General features: G+C 50.2%; 11 protein-coding genes. 6 read left to right on the top strand and 5 right to left on the bottom strand.

All coding sequences use genetic code 11. The features are described 5' to 3' along the window. The first annotated feature begins 46 nt into the window (after nt 1-46). Both E7745_RS10715 and E7745_RS10720 read left to right on the top strand, forming a co-directional pair. A complete protein-coding gene (locus E7745_RS10715; protein WP_161553530.1) occupies nt 47-1,138 on the top strand; it encodes a BamA/TamA family outer membrane protein in 1,092 nt (363 codons plus the stop codon). 85 nt (nt 1,139-1,223) lie between these two features. After that, a complete protein-coding gene (locus E7745_RS10720) occupies nt 1,224-2,870 on the top strand; it encodes a phosphoethanolamine transferase (RefSeq protein WP_168182101.1) in 1,647 nt (548 codons plus the stop codon). A gap of 2 nt (nt 2,871-2,872) precedes the next feature. On the opposite strand, the gene E7745_RS10725 is transcribed toward E7745_RS10720, so the two are convergent. Further along, nucleotides 2,873-5,470, bottom strand: coding sequence for an adenosylcobalamin-dependent ribonucleoside-diphosphate reductase (locus tag E7745_RS10725; protein WP_136408813.1), 2,598 nt, complete (start codon nt 5,468-5,470; stop codon nt 2,873-2,875). Nucleotides 5,471-5,629: 159 nt separating this feature from the next. On the opposite strand from E7745_RS10725, the gene E7745_RS10730 reads away from it, so the two are divergent. After that, the gene (locus E7745_RS10730) at nt 5,630-6,382 is read left to right on the top strand and encodes a nitroreductase family protein (protein WP_136408814.1); all 753 of its coding nucleotides are present in this window, start codon (nt 5,630-5,632) and stop codon (nt 6,380-6,382) included. A 102-nt stretch (nt 6,383-6,484) separates the two neighbouring features. Here E7745_RS10730 and ligA read toward each other — a convergent pair whose 3' ends face one another. After that, complete coding sequence (gene ligA / locus E7745_RS10735) at nt 6,485-8,500, bottom strand: NAD-dependent DNA ligase LigA (protein ID WP_136408815.1); 2,016 nt, start codon at nt 8,498-8,500, stop codon at nt 6,485-6,487. Nucleotides 8,501-8,586: 86 nt separating this feature from the next. After that, nucleotides 8,587-10,101, bottom strand: a complete 1,515-nt coding sequence (locus tag E7745_RS10740) for a glutamine synthetase family protein (RefSeq protein WP_123398890.1) — start codon at nt 10,099-10,101, stop codon at nt 8,587-8,589. A gap of 257 nt (nt 10,102-10,358) precedes the next feature. Here E7745_RS10740 and E7745_RS10745 point away from each other — a divergent pair, with 257 nt between their 5' ends. Both E7745_RS10745 and E7745_RS10750 read left to right on the top strand, forming a co-directional pair. Then, nucleotides 10,359-11,336, top strand: coding sequence for a calcium/sodium antiporter (locus tag E7745_RS10745; RefSeq protein WP_136408816.1), 978 nt, complete (start codon nt 10,359-10,361; stop codon nt 11,334-11,336). 31 nt (nt 11,337-11,367) lie between these two features. Next, nucleotides 11,368-13,329 (top strand): KUP/HAK/KT family potassium transporter, encoded by a 1,962-nt coding sequence (locus E7745_RS10750; protein WP_124075619.1) that lies wholly within the window; start codon nt 11,368-11,370, stop codon nt 13,327-13,329. 71 nt (nt 13,330-13,400) lie between these two features. Here the strand turns inward: E7745_RS10750 and E7745_RS10755 are convergent, their stop codons facing one another. Further along, nucleotides 13,401-14,159, bottom strand: coding sequence for a response regulator transcription factor (locus E7745_RS10755; RefSeq protein WP_124075620.1), 759 nt, complete (start codon nt 14,157-14,159; stop codon nt 13,401-13,403). A gap of 125 nt (nt 14,160-14,284) precedes the next feature. Between E7745_RS10755 and E7745_RS10760 the strand changes: the two genes are divergently transcribed. Continuing rightward, complete coding sequence (locus E7745_RS10760; RefSeq protein WP_124075628.1) at nt 14,285-14,935, top strand: DUF1349 domain-containing protein; 651 nt, start codon at nt 14,285-14,287, stop codon at nt 14,933-14,935. Between the two features lie 138 nt (nt 14,936-15,073). Here E7745_RS10760 and E7745_RS10765 read toward each other — a convergent pair whose 3' ends face one another. After that, nucleotides 15,074-18,343: a S41 family peptidase gene (locus E7745_RS10765; RefSeq protein WP_123398887.1), complete on the bottom strand. Its 3,270-nt coding sequence runs from the start codon at nt 18,341-18,343 to the stop codon at nt 15,074-15,076. Nucleotides 18,344-18,416: the final 73 nt, after the last annotated feature.

Below are 18,416 nucleotides of genomic sequence, written 5' to 3' on the forward strand. Positions count from 1 at the left end.
CTTCGTTTACATATTGCTAATTTTATTGCTTATAAAGCCATTGTCTATGGCGGCGTCTGAACCGGCAGACTCCGTCCCGCAGCAGCATAAAGGCATTATAGGCCGGCTTATCCACTACTTCGATCAATCCAACAAGCGCAAACTTACCACCCGTCCAAACTTCACTCCTCTCGGTGGTCCGCACTATTCATCGGAAAAAGGTCTCGGCTTAGGCATCGTTATTGCAGGAGACTACTCGACATGCCCGACAGACACACTGCTCCCCGCTTCAAATATATCACTTAAAGGAGACATTGCCACCAAAGGATACTACTCTGTCGGGATCGACGGTGTTCACGTCTACCCGTTCAACTCCAGGCGTGTCAACTATTCGCTCGACTTTCAGTCGTTTTCCACATATTTCTGGGGAATCGGCTATACATGGAACAACGATAATGCCAACAAGACCAAATACAATCTTTTTGATCTGACGCTCACTGGCGACTATGAATGGCGGCTGGCTCCAGGCTTGTATCTTGGGCCGGCGGTTGAATTAAGCTATACCAGCGCCGGCAGTATAGCCGATCCTACACCCTGGCAAGGCGAAGACCATCGCTATTTTTCTGCTGAGGTCGGCGGGCGCCTGCAATATGATTTGCGCGACAACCTTACTTATCCGCATTCCGGAGTGCTCTTCGAACTCATACAGCTTTTTGCTCCACGCTTCATAGGAAATCGGAATCATGACTTTGCCAGCACGGAAATAAACTTCAACATCTATTCTCCGCTTTGGGCCGGTGCGATTCTTGCCTCTCACTTCCATAGCGAATGGACATACGGCAATACTCCTTGGGGAAAACTGCCATTTCTTGGCGGCGGAGCCATGCGCGGATATTATGAAGGCCGCTATCGCGACAAATGCGCCTCAGACATGGCCGTGGAACTTCGCCAGCACATCTACCGACGCTCCGGGATTGCCGTCTGGGGTGGAGTCGGAAGCATATATCACAAACTTTCCGACATCCGGTTTGACCGTCTTTTGCCGGAATACGGCATCGGATACCGGTGGGAATTCAAAAAGAACGCCAACGTCCGGGTCGACATCGGTTTCGGCAAACATTCCAGCGGCTTCATGTTCGGCCTGAACGAGGCTTTCTGAGCAGACTCTTCACCAGGATATTCAGAGTTTGTTTTTAAACAAACTCTCAGACTAATCAAGGAATCAGCAATCAGCCATAATGCACATGTATAAGTATTTTGCTTTTTATTATTTTCTGTTGACTCTCCTCCTCCCCAATTTCATACTTTCATTCACCGAACAGCTCTCTCTTGCCGGAGCATTGACAAACATACTGCTCCCCGCAGGCATTATCTGGCTTTTGTCAAGCCTTTCGCCGAAGTTCGGACGGAGCATTTGGCTGATGTTTCCGCTGATATTTTTTGCAGCTTTCCAGATTGTCCTGCTTGATCTCTACGGACGGAGCGTCATCGCGGTCGACATGTTCCTGAACCTTGTGACCACAAATACTTCTGAAGTTGCCGAGTTGCTCGGCAATATGCTCCCGGTAATCATTGCCGTCGTGGTCCTCTACGTCCCGTCACTGACCAATGGTGTGATATTCATCCGCAAAAAAGTCCGTCTGTCTGAAAAATTTCTGAAAAAGAACTGTCTGTTATCTGCCGGAGTGACGGCAGCCGGGCTCATCAGCCTTGCACTCAGCTATTCCGGAGGCACATATGCAGTCACTGATCATCTCTATCCGGCCAATGTCTGCTACAACGTGTATCTTGCTTTTGACCGCACTGCCAAGACCGGCCGCTATTCCGAAACATCAGCCAATTTCAAATATGACGCACATTCGGTGCATCCGTCTGATAAGCGTGAAATCTATCTCCTCGTTGTCGGAGAGACCGCACGTGCGGATAACTGGCAACTTCTTGGCTACAACCGTCCGACCAATCCCCGGCTGGCCGATCGCAATGACATTTATGCCGCACCTGAAGCCTACAGCGAGAGCAACACCACCCACAAGAGCGTACCGATGCTGCTCAGTCCGGTCAATGCTACAGATTTCAACACCGATATCTATCAGGTGAAAAGCCTCATCACGGCATTCAAGGAAGCCGGATTCTCCACCGCCTTTCTGTCGAACCAGCGCTACAACCGCTCGTTCATCGACTTCTTTGCAGAAGAGAGTGACACCTGCGTTTTCATCAAAGAGCTCGATGACAACGCCACATCGCTCAGCCGCAACAGCCGACCTGATTCCGATCTCCTTCCCTGGCTTGACAACATCCTCGCCCAGGAAGCTCTAAAGCAGCTCATAGTCCTCCATACCTACGGCTCACACTTCAACTATCTCGACCGTTATGCCAAAAACGACGAACTGTTTACCCCGTGTGACTATACCGAAGCCACCAAGAGCAACCGCGACAAACTCATAAATGCATATGACAACACCATCGTGGCCACAGACCGCTTGCTGACCGACTGCATCAGCCGGCTCGACTCCATTGACGGAGCATTTGCAGGCCTGCTCTACACATCTGACCACGGAGAAGACATATTTGACAATGGCTCCGGCCGTTTCCTCCACGCCTCTCCGCGCCCCACCCTCTATCAGGTCCATGTCCCGATGATCGCATGGCTGTCCGCCGGATATCGAGAATCATATCCTGATATTGCAGCAGCCGTAGGCCGAAACATCTCATGTCTGATTTCCACCTCACGCTCATTCTGCCCCTCAGCCTTTGAAATGGCAGGCATAAAAGTCAGCGGCAATGCCATGACTGACACTGCCGCCTCGATTTTTTCAGACCATTACGAGCCACGCGAGCAGCTCTATCTTACAGACCACAATACCCCGGTCACGCTAAAATCTATTCTCTGATCTTATCCGCAGCGTGAGGAGCCGCATGATGTACAGATCAGGCATCCTTCCTGGTAGACAAGTGTTTCCTGTCCGCAGTTAGGACACTTCTGGCCTCCGGCCGGAGTGCCTGACGGCAGATACTTTTTCAGCGCGCGTTCAACACCCATTTTCCAGGTGTTGATCGACTGCGAGTCGAGTTCAAGACCGTTGACAAGTTTTATCACCTGGTCAATCGGCATTCCGTAACGGAGCACTCCGGAAATGAGTTTGGCATAGTTCCAGTATTCGGGATTGAACTTGTCAGAAAGGCCTTCGATAGTTGTCTTATAGCCTCGCTTGTTGATAAACTGGAAGTCATATCGCTTGTTTCCCTTGTCGTCAGTAGCCTTGATGATTTTTCCTTTCGACACTGACTTCGGACAGAAAATACCGTCTTCATCATCAGCAAGACCGGTGAAAATTTCATATGGCTGTCCGTTTTTCAGACCGACAAACGCAATCCACTTCTCTTTATTGTTCTGGAATCTGACCACATCGGCTTCAAGCTCTATCGGACGCTTGCCCACAGGATGGACCGCGGGTATTTCCGGTGTGCCGGACTGCTTTCCGTCTTTCGCTTCCTGATCAGCCGGAGTATCCACACCCTTCTCGCGGTCTTTCTTTTTGTTTTCATCGGCCGAGATCAACACTCCGGACCGACAGCCATCGCGGTAGATCGTACAACCTTTACAGCCGGCTTTCCAGGCTTCCATATAGAGGCGGTTGACAAGTTCAACATCCGTATCGGCCGGAAGATTTATGGTAACGGAAATAGAATGATCCACCCACTTCTGCACAGCGCCCTGCATTTTAACCTTTTCAAGCCAGTCGATATCATTGGCTGTCGCTTTGTTATACGGAGAGCGCTCCACAAGTGAGTCAAGTTCTGCCTGAGTGTAATCATTGCGCACTTCTATGCCGTTGATGCGCATCCACTCGATAAATTTGGGATGATAGACCACGAATTCCTCAAAAGCATCACCAGACTCGTCGACGAAATCAACATGCACATCCGCATCATTGGCGTTGACCTTGCGCCGACGCTTATAGACCGGCATGAACACGGGCTCGATTCCTGATGAGGTGCGGGTCATGAGCGATGTGGTTCCTGTGGGTGCTATGGTCAGGCAGGCTATATTGCGACGACCGTTGGCCTCCATATCAGCCACCAGTTCCGGGCAAGCCTCACGCATACGGCTGATGTAAGGGTTGTTGCGTTCGCGGGCAGCGTCATAGACCTCGAAAGCTCCGCGCTCCTTGGCCATCTGGACCGAAGAGGCAAAAGCTGCAAGCGCGAGAGCGCGGTGTACTTCTACCGACTTCACGGTGGCTTCGGATGTGCCGTAGCGAAGGCCGAGAGCCGCGATCATGTCGCCTTCAGCTGTAGTGCCGAGGCCTGTACGGCGTCCCTTGAGCGTTTTTTTCTTGATCTTGTCCCAAAGATTCAGCTCGGTAGCCTTTACCTCTTCGTTTTCAGGATCGGCTTTGATCTTTTCGATAATGGCATCGATTTTTTCCATTTCAAGATCAATGATGTCATCCATAAGCCTCTGGGCTTTTCCGACATGCTCTTTGAAAAGATCGAAGTCAAAATAGGCCTCGGATGTGAAAGGATTCTTTACATATGAATAGAGGTTTATGGCGATCAGACGGCAACTGTCATAGGGGCAGAGAGGGATCTCGCCACACGGATTTGTCGAAACAGTCTGGAATCCGAGATCGGCATAGCAGTCAGGCACAGATTCGCGCAGAATTGTGTCCCAGAACAGCACTCCGGGTTCAGCCGATTTCCAAGCGTTGTAGACAATCTTGTTCCAAAGAGCCTTAGCGTTGATCTCAGTCTTCACCTGCGGATCAGATCCATAGATCGGGAACCGGCATGTGTATTTTTCCTCACGCTCCACACAGGTCATGAACTCATCGTCAATCTTGACAGAAACATTCGCTCCTGTAATCTTGCCTTGTTCAAGTTTGGCATCAATGAAACGTTCCGAATCAGGATGCTTGATGGCCACGGTGAGCATCAGCGCACCGCGACGTCCGTCCTGCGCCACCTCGCGGGTTGAATTGGAGTAGCGCTCCATGAACGGCACAAGTCCGGTTGAGGTCAGCGCGGAATTTTTGACCGGCATTCCCTTCGGACGAAGATCGCTGAGATCGTGACCCACTCCGCCTCGGCGCTTCATCAGCTGCACCTGCTCTTCATCCACCTTCATGATGCTGCCATATGAATCGGGATGTCCGTCAAGACCTACCACGAAGCAGTTTGACAGCGATCCGGTCTGAAAGTTATTGCCGATTCCGGCCATAGGACTCCCCTGAGGAACCACATATTTAAATCCGTCAAGCAGTTCATAGATTTCCTGCGCGCTGAGGGGATTGGGATATTTGTTCTCAATCCTTGCAAACTCGTTGGCAAGACGGCGGTGCATGTCGGCAGGAGTCAGTTCATAGATGTTGCCGAATGAATCTTTAAGCGCATACTTGCTGACCCAGACTTTTGCAGCGAGCTCGTCTCCGTCAAAATACTTGACAGACTCGTTGAAAGCCTGTTCGAAAGTGTATTTATCTATTTCCATTAGTGATATTTAAGAAGCAGTTTTAGAGACTGCAAAGTTGGACATTTATTTCCGATAAAGCAAAATTTCGCACTTAAAGTTATTTACATCTTACCGGAAAGTTGTAACTTGCAGCCCGATTTCAATTTTGATTATTGTCAAACTCTGATAACAGCATCAATGGATAAAAATAACTACTTTTCTACCCGACGGACTATACGCAAATACGATCTGTCCCGCCCCGTCAGCGAAGTTTTTCTGCGCGAACTGCTTGCAAAGGCATCGCGTGCGGCCAATACCGGTAACATGCAGATCTATTCCGTAATCATAAACCGCGATCCGGAAAAGATCGCAGCCCTTGCTCCGGCCCATTTCTGCCAGCCGGCTATCAAAGGCGCCGCCGCAGTGCTTACATTCTGCCTCGATCTGAACCGTTTCAACCGTTGGTGTGAACTCAATGGCACACAGGGTGGCATGAACAACCTCCAGGGGTTCACCTGGGGCGTAATCGACACTTCTATCTTCGCACAGCAGTTCTGCACTGTAGCTGAAATGGAAGGCCTCGGCACCTGCTATCTCGGCACTACTACCTATAACGCCTCTCAGATTTCCGATGCGCTCGCGCTTCCGTCTGACGTGATCCCGGTCATAACCGTCACCGTCGGTTATCCCGCCGAAACTCCGGAACTTCAGGACCGATTGCCGCTTGATGCCGTGGTCCACTCGGAAAGCTATCACAATCCGACTGACGCAGAAATCCGCGAATTCTATGCCGCCGAAGAAGCCACTCCGGCATCCATGAAGTTTGTAACTGAAAACGGCAAACAGAATCTCGCACAGGTTTTTGCCGAAATACGCTATCCCAAAGCCGCCAACGAGCAGTTTTCACGCGTCTACAAGGAATTCCTCAAAGATAAAGGAATATCTCTGTAATTTCCCAATACCGAATCCCGAAAACAGACAGCCGTCTGTGACTCTTACATTCCGAGTCACAGACGGCTGATCTTATCTGTTTTTCAAAACAAGGAATACTTTTTATTCCGTGAGCATTTCAAGGAACCGGTCTTCATTGATGACCGGGACTCCAAGAGATTTGGCCTTTTCGAGTTTAGCCGGCCCCATATTGTCACCAGCAAGTACAAATGAAGTCTTCTTCGAGATCGAGCCGGAATTTTTACCTCCGTTGCGCTCGATCATCTCCTTGTATTCCTCGCGGGAATGTCGGGCAAAGACTCCGCTGATCACTATTGTCTTGCCCGCCAGCAGATCGGACTTCTCCGACTCCTCTTCTTCAGGCAATGACATCTGAAGCCCATACTCTCTGAGGCGGTTTATGATCTCACGGTTTGATTCAACACTGAAATATTCAATGACAGCATCGGCTATACGCGGACCGATATCATCAATAGCCACCAGCTCATCACGGCTCATGCCCATCAGAGTGTCAATGTCACGAGTCCCCTTGGCAAGCTTTTTGGCCACAGTCCCTCCGACAAACGGAATTGAAAGCGCATAGACAACCCGGTCAAACGACACACTCTTCGATTTCTCGGCACCCTCAAGAATCCTCTGAGCCGAACGCGGACCGATGCGGTCGAGTTGCTCCAGATCAGAGGCCTGCAGAATATAGAAATCAGCAATGTTTCTGACAAGTCCGGCATCATAGAGCAGAGCGGCGTTCTCCTCTCCCACTCCGTCAATATCCATTGCGTGGCGGCCTACGTAATGCTCAAGACGTCCGATGATCTGCGGACGGCAGCCATACTTGTTGGGACAGAGCCATGCCGCCTCGCCGGGAATGCGCACAAGCGGAGTGCCGCAGTCCGGACAATGGGTCACAAACTTTATCGGCATCGCACCCTCTTCACGCGCCGCCTCGTCAACTCCGGTTATCTTGGGAATGATCTCCCCTCCCTTCTCCACATAGAGCATGTCATGCTCATGGATTCCAAGAGTCTTGACAATGTCTTCATTATGAAGCGAAGCCCGTTTCACAATCGTGCCGGAAAGCAGCACCGGCTCAAGATTGGCCACCGGGGTTATCACCCCCATGCGACCGACTTCAAACGAAACGAAGCGCAGGCGGGTCAGGGCGCGCTCTGCCGAAAATTTGTATGCAATCGCCCAGCGGGGCGATTTGGATGTATAGCCAAGATTCAGCTGCTGGCGAAGACTGTTGACCTTGAAAACAAGCCCGTCAGTAGCGACCGGCAACTCCTTGCGCTCCTGGTCAAGGCGAGTGATGAAACTATCGACCTCCTCGATCGAATCCATCAGAGTCATCAGATTGCTGACCTTGAATCCCCATGACCGGGCAGCTATCATATTGTCATAATGATTGTCAGCCGGGAGCTCATCTGAAATCAGATAATAGAAATATGCATCGAGACCTCTGCGCGATACTTCGGCTGAATTCTGCATCTTAAGAGTTCCGGCCGCTGCATTGCGCGGATTGGCGAACAGAGGCTCTTCATTGAAAGCTCGCTCCTCATTCAGACGGTCAAATGCTTTCCAAGGGAGCACTATCTCGCCACGGATCTCGAATGACTGCGGATAGCCCGATCCCTGAAGCACCAGGGGGATACTGCGTATAGTCTTGACGTTCTCAGTCACATCATCGCCTTTCTCCCCGTCACCTCTGGTCACGGCTCTGACCAGACGCCCGTTTTCATAGATAAGCGAGATACTGGTTCCGTCAAACTTCATTTCGCCGACTATTGGCACCGATTTAAGCCCTTCAAGATTTCCGAGCAAGTCATTACAGCGGCGAATCCAGTCATCCACCTCTTCCACGCTGTAGGTGTTGCCCAGCGAAAGCATCGGCCTGACATGAGCCACTTGGGTAAACCCTTTGGTTATATCGGATCCCACGCGATGTGACGGTGAGAGCGGATCGTCAAATTCAGGGTGTTCGGATTCAAGTTTTTCAAGTTCTTTCATCATCATGTCATAGTCGTAGTCACTCGCCAACGGCGAATTTTCTACATAGTAGGCATGATTCAGGCGGTCAAGTTCTTTTCGGAGTTCGGTGATACGTTGCTGGGCAGACATAACTACAATGTGGTCTGAGGGTGATGTTATAAGAATGATTATATTACGGTTCTTTTCTTGTTTGCCGATAGCGCCATGCAGAATGCTTATCCGCAATAGAAATAGCGGTTGACAAGCTTCTGCAGCTCTATCGGATCGGCATTCACTCTGGCTGCGAGCATCTTGTCATCAAATGCCTTGAGCTGGCTGATCAGATCATCGAGCATCGCGGGTGCGAACACATTGCGGCTCTCGTAGATCGAACGCTGTTTTTCAAGACACTCGGCAGACTCAACGCAGCAGGTGGGAAGAGTTTCAAGACCTGCAAGCTTCTCGGCATTTTCTTTAGCATGGATATTCACATCGACATAAGTGCGTGATGCGATATCAAGAGCGTCTTTTTCGTCCATTTCGAAACCGAGGCGGGCAGCCACGCAGAGCGCAGCCATCAGCTGATAGACATTTGCCGAGCAGTCCGGCGAACGCATCTCAAACGTCTGTTTGCCATAAGTCTCGATCTCACATCTGTCAGCCGGATTGACCTGGACACACATGTCTTTGCCCGAAGTCCAGCCAAGAGGAACTCTGACAAGCACTGAGCGGTTTCTGTCACCCCAGCATATGTTGGTCGGCGCTTCCTGATGAGGCACAAGGCGCAGATAGCTCGTCGGGTTGGCATTGCCGAAAGCTGTGATTGAAGGAGCGAGAGTCATGAGACCGGCAATGGCACGGCGCGCTTCATTGCTGAGAGTGCGGTCGGCGCTCTGGGTCATGTTATGGCCGTCTTTCATCAGACGCATATGGATATGGAAGCCTGACCCGGCTTTACCGACAGTGATTTTGGGCGCGAATGTGACGTTGAGGCCTTCCTTAGCGGCGAGTTCTCTGATCACCCACTTGGCAAGCAGAAGATGGTCGGCGGCACTCAGTGCGGGGTTTGGCAGGAACTCAATCTCATTCTGCTCGTAAATAAGGGAATTATGTTTGAAATTGCCTACTTCCGAATGGCCGTATTTGATCTGGCCGCCGGTCGATGCAATCAGCGACATGGCTTTGGTGCGGAAGTCATTGAACTTCGCAAAAGGTCCGGATTCGTGATAGCCCTTCTGATCTGTGGCCGGAAACATACCGGTATCGGCTCCGATAACATAGAACTCAAGTTCGCCCATACATTCGAACTCCAAACCTGAAACCTCGGTGAATTCCTTGCAGGCACGTTCGAGAATACGGCGCGGATCGCTGTCAAGGGGCTGCCCATCTTTGTCAAAATAGCTGCACAGGAGCGTCAGAGTAGGCAGTTCGGCAAACGGATCGCGAAAGGCCGATGAATAGCGGGGTATGACATAAAGATCACTGCGGCCGGCTTCGATAAACGGAAACAGGCTCGACCCGTCGACACGTTCGCCCGTCGACAATATGGTCTCCAGATATTCCTGGGAATTGATCACAAAGTTGAGAGTCTTCAACCGTCCGTCAGCGGCGGCATACATAAAATTGACCATCTCGATTCCTTCACGCCTGATATACTCTATAATATCGGCCCGTGTGAACTCGGATGCCGGCTTTCCCAATGTCCGCTCCACATGGTTGCGACTCATTGACATGTTCTTGTTATTTTCCATGATAATAATTTGTGTGGTACAGGTATGTTGTAAGGATAACTATTTCTGATTTCGTTTCCGCAAAGATAAACCTTATTTGAGATATTTCAAAAATATTTTAACGGTCTCTTCATAGCTTTTCATGCGCCTGAATGTCCATAATTGAGTATCTTTGCACCACTAAATCAACAATCATCCCCGGCGGTTTGTTTCAAGGCTAAAGGCATATGGAATCAACGTGCCGGTTTCACGTTTCACTATTTATTTTCCGACAGACTATGTTTCTCGACATCATTTTTCTTCTGTTAGGCCTTGTGCTCATTCTTGTAGGGGCCAACGCCCTTACCGACGGAGCTTCGGCCATAGCCCGCAGGTGGGGAGTCAGCGATCTTGTGATCGGTCTTACCATCGTGGCCTTCGGCACCTCCGCTCCGGAACTTACAATCAGTTTCATCTCAGCGCTCAACGGCAGCGCTGAGATGGCCGTCGGCAACGTGGTCGGCAGTAATATTTTCAACGTTCTTGTAATTATAGGTGTCACCGCCCTGTTCTCTCCCATACGGATCGAGCGCAGCATCATGACCAATGAAATTCCGCTCGTAATTCTTTCGGCCCTTGCGCTGCTTGCCATCGGCAACGGTCCGCTGCTCAACGGAGATTCCGCACCGGCCATATCGCGTGTCGACGGTATCCTTCTGCTGCTCTTTTTCGCGATCTTCATGCGCTACACTTTCTCGCAGGCCAAAGCCGCTCCGCAACCGGAACAGACATCGAATTCCGTGACCCCGGTAAAGGAAATGCCGCTGTGGAAAGCCGTCACATGGATCATAGGCGGTCTCGCCGCTCTGATTTATGGCGGTGACCGTTTTGTGGCAGGTGCATCGGGCATAGCTTCGGCGATCGGCGTCAGCGATGCTATAATCGGTCTGACCATAGTAGCCGCAGGCACTTCGCTCCCTGAACTTGCCACATCTATCACTGCCGCACTCAAAGGTAAAACCGGGATAGCGCTCGGCAATGTCATTGGAAGCAATATTTTCAACATTTTCATGGTTCTCGGCGTTACGGCTACCGTAAGACCTCTGCGCTTCGGCGACATCGGAAACCTCGATCTGCTTGTGCTCACAGGAGCAAGCCTGCTCTTCTGGATTTTCGGATGGTTCTTCAGACAGCGCACAATCACCCGCGCCGAGGGAGCAGTGCTCACGCTGGGCTATATAGCCTATGTCGCCGTGCTGATTTCACGTACTTCATAAAAAACAATCAGTCCAATCCGCAACATCGCCTATGTCTACATCATCCGCAACTGCCAGTCCTGATATTCACAAAGTCTCCTTTTCCGCACTGCTCGTAACAATCGGCATCGTATTCGGCGACATCGGCACCTCGCCGCTCTACGTCATGAAGGCCATCATGGGAGCCAACCCCCATGCCGGAGCCGACTATATCATAGGAGCTGTGTCATGCGTAATCTGGACTCTCACCCTGCAGACCACACTCAAATACGTCATCATAGCACTCCGCGCCGACAATAAAGGCGAGGGCGGAATCCTTGCTCTCTACTCCCTGCTCAAAAATCTGCGACACCGCTGGCTCTATGTTCTTGCAGCCATAGGGGCAAGCGCTCTTATAGCCGACGGAGTGATCACACCGGCCATGACCGTGACATCTGCCGTAGAAGGTCTGCGCGACATTCAGCCACAGGCCCCGATCCTTCCTATAGTCCTTGTCATCATCTCCGGAATTTTTCTTGTCCAAAGACTCGGCACCAAGACCATCGGCAACTTTTTCGGGCCCTTCATGCTCGGCTGGTTTCTTATGCTCGGCATTCTCGGCATATGCCAGATGCCTGCCCATTGGCCCATTCTCAAAGCGTTCAATCCCTGGTATGCAGTGAAACTTCTGATCGACTATCCGGGGTGGTTTCTGATACTCGGAGCTGTTTTTCTGTGTGCCACAGGAGCCGAGGCTCTCTACTCGGATCTCGGCCACTGCGGACGCAAGAACATCACCTACAGCTGGGCCTTCATCAAGACAATGCTCATACTTAACTACCTCGGCCAGGGCGCATGGCTGATCGCACAGGCCGAAAGCTACACGGCCGGCCTCAATCCTTTCTATGCCATCATGCCCCGCTGGTTTCTCCCGGCCGGAATCCTGATCAGCACAGGAGCGGCCATTATCGCAAGCCAGGCACTCCTGAGCGGTTCGTTTACCATATTCAGCGAGGCCATGAGTCTTGATTTCTGGCCAAGGCAGCGCATCAAATACCCATCCACGATCAAAGGACAGTTATACATCCCCCTGATCAACTTCGCACTCTTCATAGGCTGTGTGCTTACCATCCTGCTTTTCCGCACATCATCGCACATGGAAGCCGCCTACGGACTGGCCATCACAATAACCATGCTGATGACCACCATACTCCTCGCCTTCTACCTCCATCTCAAAGGTGTCAGGCGATGGATCGTGGCGCTATTCACCCTGACATTCCTGCTGATCGAAGGAGCCTTTTTTGTGGCCAACATGTTTAAATTCATGCATGGCGGCTGGTTCACTGTGCTCATAGCCGGCATAGTCTGCTCGGTGATGATCGTATGGTACAAAGCCACTCTGATCCGCGGCAAATTCATAGAATATTACCGCTTTGCCGACTACACGGACATTATTTCCGACATCAAGGCTGACAGCGAAATACCGAAATACTCCTCGAATCTCGTCTATCTCAGCCGATCACGCAGCGCCGACGAGGTGGAAAGCAAATTGATTTACTCCATCATAAACAAACGCCCGAAACGCGCCGACCACTACTGGATTGTCCGCGTAGAGTTCACCGATGCTCCTGACACTCTCGAATATGAGCCTACCGTGCTCATTCCCGGTACCCTCATCAGTTTCAAATTCCGCATCGGATTCCGCATCCGCCCGCAAGTGAGCGTCTACCTGCGCCAGGCCATCGAAGACCTCGTGGCTTCAGGTGAAATTGACCTCACAAGCAGCTACACCTCCCTACGCCGCCACGGCATCACCGGAGATTTCAGTTTCATCATCATCCACCGCCTCTTTTCACAGTCGAGCCAATGTGACGCATCAGACAAACGCCTGATGAATCTCCATTCGCTCCTGCGTCACATGGAAATGGACGCAGCCGAAGCCTTCGGCCTCGACACCAGCAACGTCACCATCGAGAACGTCCCCCTGATCATAGACAACCGCCCCACCCGCCGCATCACCCCAATACGGCTCTGATTATCTCTAACTTAAGACGAGTATGTTATTTTTAGAAGGAGCAGATATAAGAAAATTATTAAGAGTAACTCTTATATCAACCCCATTCTCGTTGCCAGACGACAGGCCTCAATAGAGTTTTTGACTTGCAGCTTTGCAAGGATTTCTTGCCTATGACGGCTGACTGTGTGTACACTGATATTTAAACGGGCTGCAATCTCTGCACTTTTCAGACCCTGATCAATCAATGAGAGCACCTGACATTCACGCGGTCCAAGTATGCTGGCATTAGTAGTTTCAGCTAATTCTACGGCTTCACCGGTTAGCGAATTGACGGCCTGATTCCGCCATTTCATAGCAAATGCCATAGGGCTATATAGACAAACCGCATATAATACCCTTTCCTGCTTATTGTTATAAACATAATACATTCTGTGCATTACATTCATGTTTGAACCGTCTTTAAGAATAAAGCGCAGTATGCTCGCAAGATAATAATGTTTTCTTTTACTTTTATGCAGATGCCTGATAAAATGGTAGAATCTCAGTTCTGCAATAAATTTATTCTCTTGCTCTTTAGGCGTCATCATTTCAAGAATACGGCTTTCCCATATGGAGTTTTCCTTTTCATAGCCGTCCAGTCCGAGTCTCAAGCCAAAATCTCCGATTACAATCCGGCTTTCTCCACGGTGCATGTCACTTATAACCACTATTGTGTTTTCTAGGCTAACCAATGTATGCGCATAATTGATCAACTCCGCCAGACGATTATTGTCATCCGGCGGCAAAGAGGTACGCAGTAACCTGTCAAGGGTTCCTCTATTGTCATTAAAATGGTTATTTTTAGCCATTGCACAATTACTTATAGCTCATTACCTTTGCAAAGGTAATTTATCTGACAGTCATATCAAAATCATGGATAAAAATGATATGATATTTCGCTGTCTAAATCAGATCAACTCCTAAATACCATATGATGAAAACAGCAATACTAACATTGTTTATGGTCTTGTCCGGCTTTATGACATCGGCACAGACACTTGAAAAAATGAACTGGTTCAATGAGCCGGCGAAATGGGACATATCCGATGATAAACTTATCATGCATGTTACCCCCAAAAGCGATTATTGGCGTATATCGCATTATGGCTTTACCGTTGATGACGCACCGTTTTATTATTCGGAATATGGCGGTGAATTTGAAGCCAAGGTGAAAATTTCCGGTGATTACAAAGTGCGGTTTGATCAGGCTGGCATGATGATCAGAATCGACCATGAGAATTATATCAAGACCGGAATTGAGTTTGTAGACGGAAAATACAACTTAAGCACAGTTGTAACACATCATACATCCGACTGGAGTGTGATTGCTCTTGACAAGCCTGTCAATGTGATATGGATAAAAGCCGTGCGACGCCTCGATGCAGTAGAGATATTTTACTCGTTTGATGACAATACATACTATATGATGCGCAATGCATGGTTAGAAGCCAACAGACCGGTGAGGATAGGTATGTTTGCCGCTTGCCCGGATGGAGATGGCTTTGATGTGACATTCTCTGATTTCAAGGTGACACATCTGCCGGATAAAGTACGTACCGAATGGTTGAGGAACAACGCCGAATAGCGTCCGTCGTATAGAAAATCTCAATTGTGGCTCATAGTCGACTATTATCCGGATAAATGCCACAATAAACCATATAAAAAAGATCGCTGAGAGCGCGGGGCTTTCAGCGATCTTTTTTGATATGGGAACGGATGTATATTACTTCTTGGCGGTTTTCTTCATCAGGTGCTTGGTGGCGCCGATGAGCTGTTCGTCATGACCACGGAGAACGTCGGCAGGATTGTTGTAGATCTCGATATCCGGGTTGAGCTGCTTGTTTTCGAGCATTTCTCCGTTGCCGTCAAGCGAGGTGACTTCCGGAATGCCGAACACGATTGTCGGGTCAATCTGAGTTTCCCACCATACGGCTGTCATTGTTCCCGGTATAGGAGCGCCGATGACATCGCCGATTTTCAGAGTCTGATAAACGTATGGGGTGCCGTGAGCATCGCTGTAGTTGCTTTCGTCGACAAGCATAGCCGAGGGCTTGCACCACTGCGAGAAAGGATCGGTGCCGATGAACTGGCCGCGCGGGCTGTGGGTTACGTATTTCTTGCCGTTGAGAAGGATGGCAATATCGTTATGGAGCCAGCCACCTCCGTTGTGACGGGTATCGACCACTACGGCATCGCAATTGCGGTATTTGCCGAGCAGACGGTCATAGACTTCATTGAAACTTGGCCCGTTCATAGCTCTTACATGGACATAAGCGATGCGACCTTCGGACACGCTGTCGACAATGTGTTCGTTGCGTTCAACCCAGCGGGTGTAGAGCAGATCTTTGACAGCACTGCCACCGATGGGCTTGACATAGACTGTCTTTCTGTCTCCTTTGGCTTTCTTGATTTCAAGTTTGACTTTTTTCCCGGCCTTTCCTTCAAGCATCGGGAAATAGTCTTTGCCTGCACGGATAATCGAATCGTTGATCGAAAGGATCACATCGCCCGGCTCCAGACCAAGGCTCTTGTCGGATAGCGGACCGCGTTTGACGATTTCAAGTATCTTCAGACCGTCACCCTTGAATGATTCATCATAGAATGCTCCGAGTGAGGCTGTAGGAAGCACCGACCGTCCGCTGCCGCCTGAATAGCTGCCGCCGGTATGTGAAGCATTCAGCTCACCGAGGATTTCACTGAGAAGAATTGCAAAATCATAGCCGTTGTTGATGTGAGGCAGGAACCTGGCATATTCTTTCTTGTAAAGATTCCAGTCAGTGCCGTGCATTTTCTTGTCATGGAACTTGTCAAGAACCTGACGCCACATGTGGTCATAGATGTACTCGCGTTCTTCTGACGGACGGCGGGTGTATTCCGCTTCATAGGAAACCGGGGTAGCCTTGCCGCTTGCAAGATTAACCTTCTTGATGCCGGAACGGTCCATAACGAACACATTGGCACCCTTCTTATCAGGAATCATACCCCATCCGCTCAGACCCTTGACAAGTACGCGAGTGCCGCCTTCCTTCAGATTACGCTCGTAAAGAGAACGGCCGTCAGGGCTGGTGGCCACATAGTAGAGCTTGTCGGCCTTCGGCGATACGTAGTAAGAGCCAAGACGTGCTGAAGAGCCGGTCAGACGCTCCATGCGGTAACGGCGGTTCTCGGTGTCAAGGACAAGCGGTTCGGGATCATCTTTCTTTACAGAATCCTTTTTGGCACTGTCTTTCTTGCCGTCATCTTTCTTGGATTTTTTCTTTGAATCCTTCTTTGAGCCATCTTTTTTGGCGCTCTTTTCTTTTTTCTCCTTATCTGCTTTTTCCTTGTCAGCGAGCTTAAGCTCCTCTTCGGTCATGCGGAAGCGGTCATAAGCCTCTCCATCGAGGAACATGAGGACTATATCGCTTTCATTGCCCCAGCTGCCATGACTCTTGTAGCCATATTTGCTGGTAGTGTATGCGACGGCCTTGCCTCCGAGCACCCACTGCGGAGCATCGTTACTGTAGCCGCTTTCGGTGAGATTGACAACCTCGCTGCCATCAGCTTTCACAAGCGCGATGTCGGCATTGTTCCAGCCACCGATACCAATATAGTTGGTCAGCAGCCAGCGGCTGTCGGGACTCCATTCAAATCCGGTATCGCCGTCGGCATAACTGTAATTATACTTACCTTCAAGCGCAGTGGTCACTTTTTTGCTCTTGAGATCCATCACGCGGAGAGTCGTACGGTCTTCAAGGAATGCCACTTTCTTGCCATCGGGGCTGTAGGCCGGGAAAAATGCGGGCTTGTCGCTCTTATAGAGTGGCTTCTCAACAAGTTCGGTAGCATAGAGCAGCGATTTTTCATCAGGGTCCTTGATCTCAGTGGTAAACAGCTGCCACAGACCGTTGCGCTCGCTGTCGTAGACAAGACTGCGGCCGTCAGGAGCGAAATCCACAGTTCGTTCCTGGGCAGGAGTGTCAGTGATGCGGCGGGTGGTATTGTATTCAGTCGAAGTCACATATACATCGCCACGGAGCACGAATGCTACAAGCTCACCGTCAGGAGACACGGCAAAAGATGAAGCTCCCGAACGGCGCACCGATTTCTCAGTCGGCGAGGCATAGTCATCACTGATGATATTGACTTCCACCTTAGATGGTTTACCTGCCTCATCCATAGTATATATCTCTCCGTTCCAGCTGAAGGCGAGCCGCCCGTCGGAAGATGCCGAAAGAGAACGCACAGGATGTGTTTTGAATTTTGTGAGCTGCTTTTTCTGAGTTCCGTCGACTGAACGCTTGTAGACGTTGAGGGTTCCGTCTTCCTCGCTGATGAAATAGAACTGGCCGTCATTTGACCAGACGGGGTTCATGTCATGCCCGTTGAAATCAGTCAGCTTGATATGCTTGCCGTCCTTATCCATGAGCCATATATCAGCCGTCCCGGATGAACGTTCATGCTTTCTCCAGATGTTCTCTACCCCTTTGCGGTCCTGATAGAGCACACGTCCGTCGCGGCTGATGCTAAGCGCGGGCATGGTCAGTGATACCATCATTTCAGGACGACCGCCGTCAAGGTCTACGGTGTAGACTTGCTGTGTGAACGATGCCTGGGCAGCACTTGCCAAGGGCATGTCACTTGTGCTGAACACCACATGACTGTTGTCTTTGAACGCAAGCGGAGTCTCATTGCCTGAATGGGTAGTCAGACGCTTGGGCACACCGCCTTTGCTGTCGACCACAAAGATATCCAACGAGCCCTCACGGTCGCTGTTAAATGCGATCTTTTTGCCGTCAGGGCTCCAGACCGGCAATGAATTATAACTGCCTCCTGAGGTCAGCTGCCGGGCATCGCCGCCTTTTGCCGGGACGGTAAAAATGTTGCCTTTATATGTAAAGGCAATCGTTGTGCCATCCGGAGATATGGCAACATTCCGGAGCCACAACGGCGCTGCCGCCATGCCAAGCGAACCTGCGGCAAACAGAGCCAGTGAAATGATACTTTTTCTCATAAATGTGATTATTGTGATTCTTTTATATGACTTTCATTGCAATCTTATGCCGTGCTATGCTAATTAGACGATA

The sequence above is a fragment of the Duncaniella sp. C9 genome, from assembly GCF_004803935.1.
In the GTDB taxonomy this organism is placed as follows: Bacteria; Bacteroidota; Bacteroidia; order Bacteroidales; family Muribaculaceae; genus Duncaniella; species Duncaniella muris.

What these genes read in the sequence shown, in the direction of transcription:
- E7745_RS10760 (WP_124075628.1), top strand. Translation starts at nt 14,285, where the DNA reads ATGAAAACAGCAATACTAACATTGTTTATGGTCTTGTCCGGCTTTATG.
- E7745_RS10715 (WP_161553530.1), top strand. Translation starts at nt 47, where the DNA reads ATGGCGGCGTCTGAACCGGCAGACTCCGTCCCGCAGCAGCATAAAGGC.
- E7745_RS10725 (WP_136408813.1), bottom strand. Translation starts at nt 5,470, where the DNA reads ATGGAAATAGATAAATACACTTTCGAACAGGCTTTCAACGAGTCTGTC.
- E7745_RS10755 (WP_124075620.1), bottom strand. Translation starts at nt 14,159, where the DNA reads ATGGCTAAAAATAACCATTTTAATGACAATAGAGGAACCCTTGACAGG.
- E7745_RS10750 (WP_124075619.1), top strand. Translation starts at nt 11,368, where the DNA reads ATGTCTACATCATCCGCAACTGCCAGTCCTGATATTCACAAAGTCTCC.
- E7745_RS10740 (WP_123398890.1), bottom strand. Translation starts at nt 10,101, where the DNA reads ATGGAAAATAACAAGAACATGTCAATGAGTCGCAACCATGTGGAGCGG.
- E7745_RS10730 (WP_136408814.1), top strand. Translation starts at nt 5,630, where the DNA reads ATGGATAAAAATAACTACTTTTCTACCCGACGGACTATACGCAAATAC.
- ligA (WP_136408815.1), bottom strand. Translation starts at nt 8,500, where the DNA reads ATGTCTGCCCAGCAACGTATCACCGAACTCCGAAAAGAACTTGACCGC.
- E7745_RS10720 (WP_168182101.1), top strand. Translation starts at nt 1,224, where the DNA reads ATGTATAAGTATTTTGCTTTTTATTATTTTCTGTTGACTCTCCTCCTC.
- E7745_RS10765 (WP_123398887.1), bottom strand. Translation starts at nt 18,343, where the DNA reads ATGAGAAAAAGTATCATTTCACTGGCTCTGTTTGCCGCAGGTTCGCTT.
- E7745_RS10745 (WP_136408816.1), top strand. Translation starts at nt 10,359, where the DNA reads ATGTTTCTCGACATCATTTTTCTTCTGTTAGGCCTTGTGCTCATTCTT.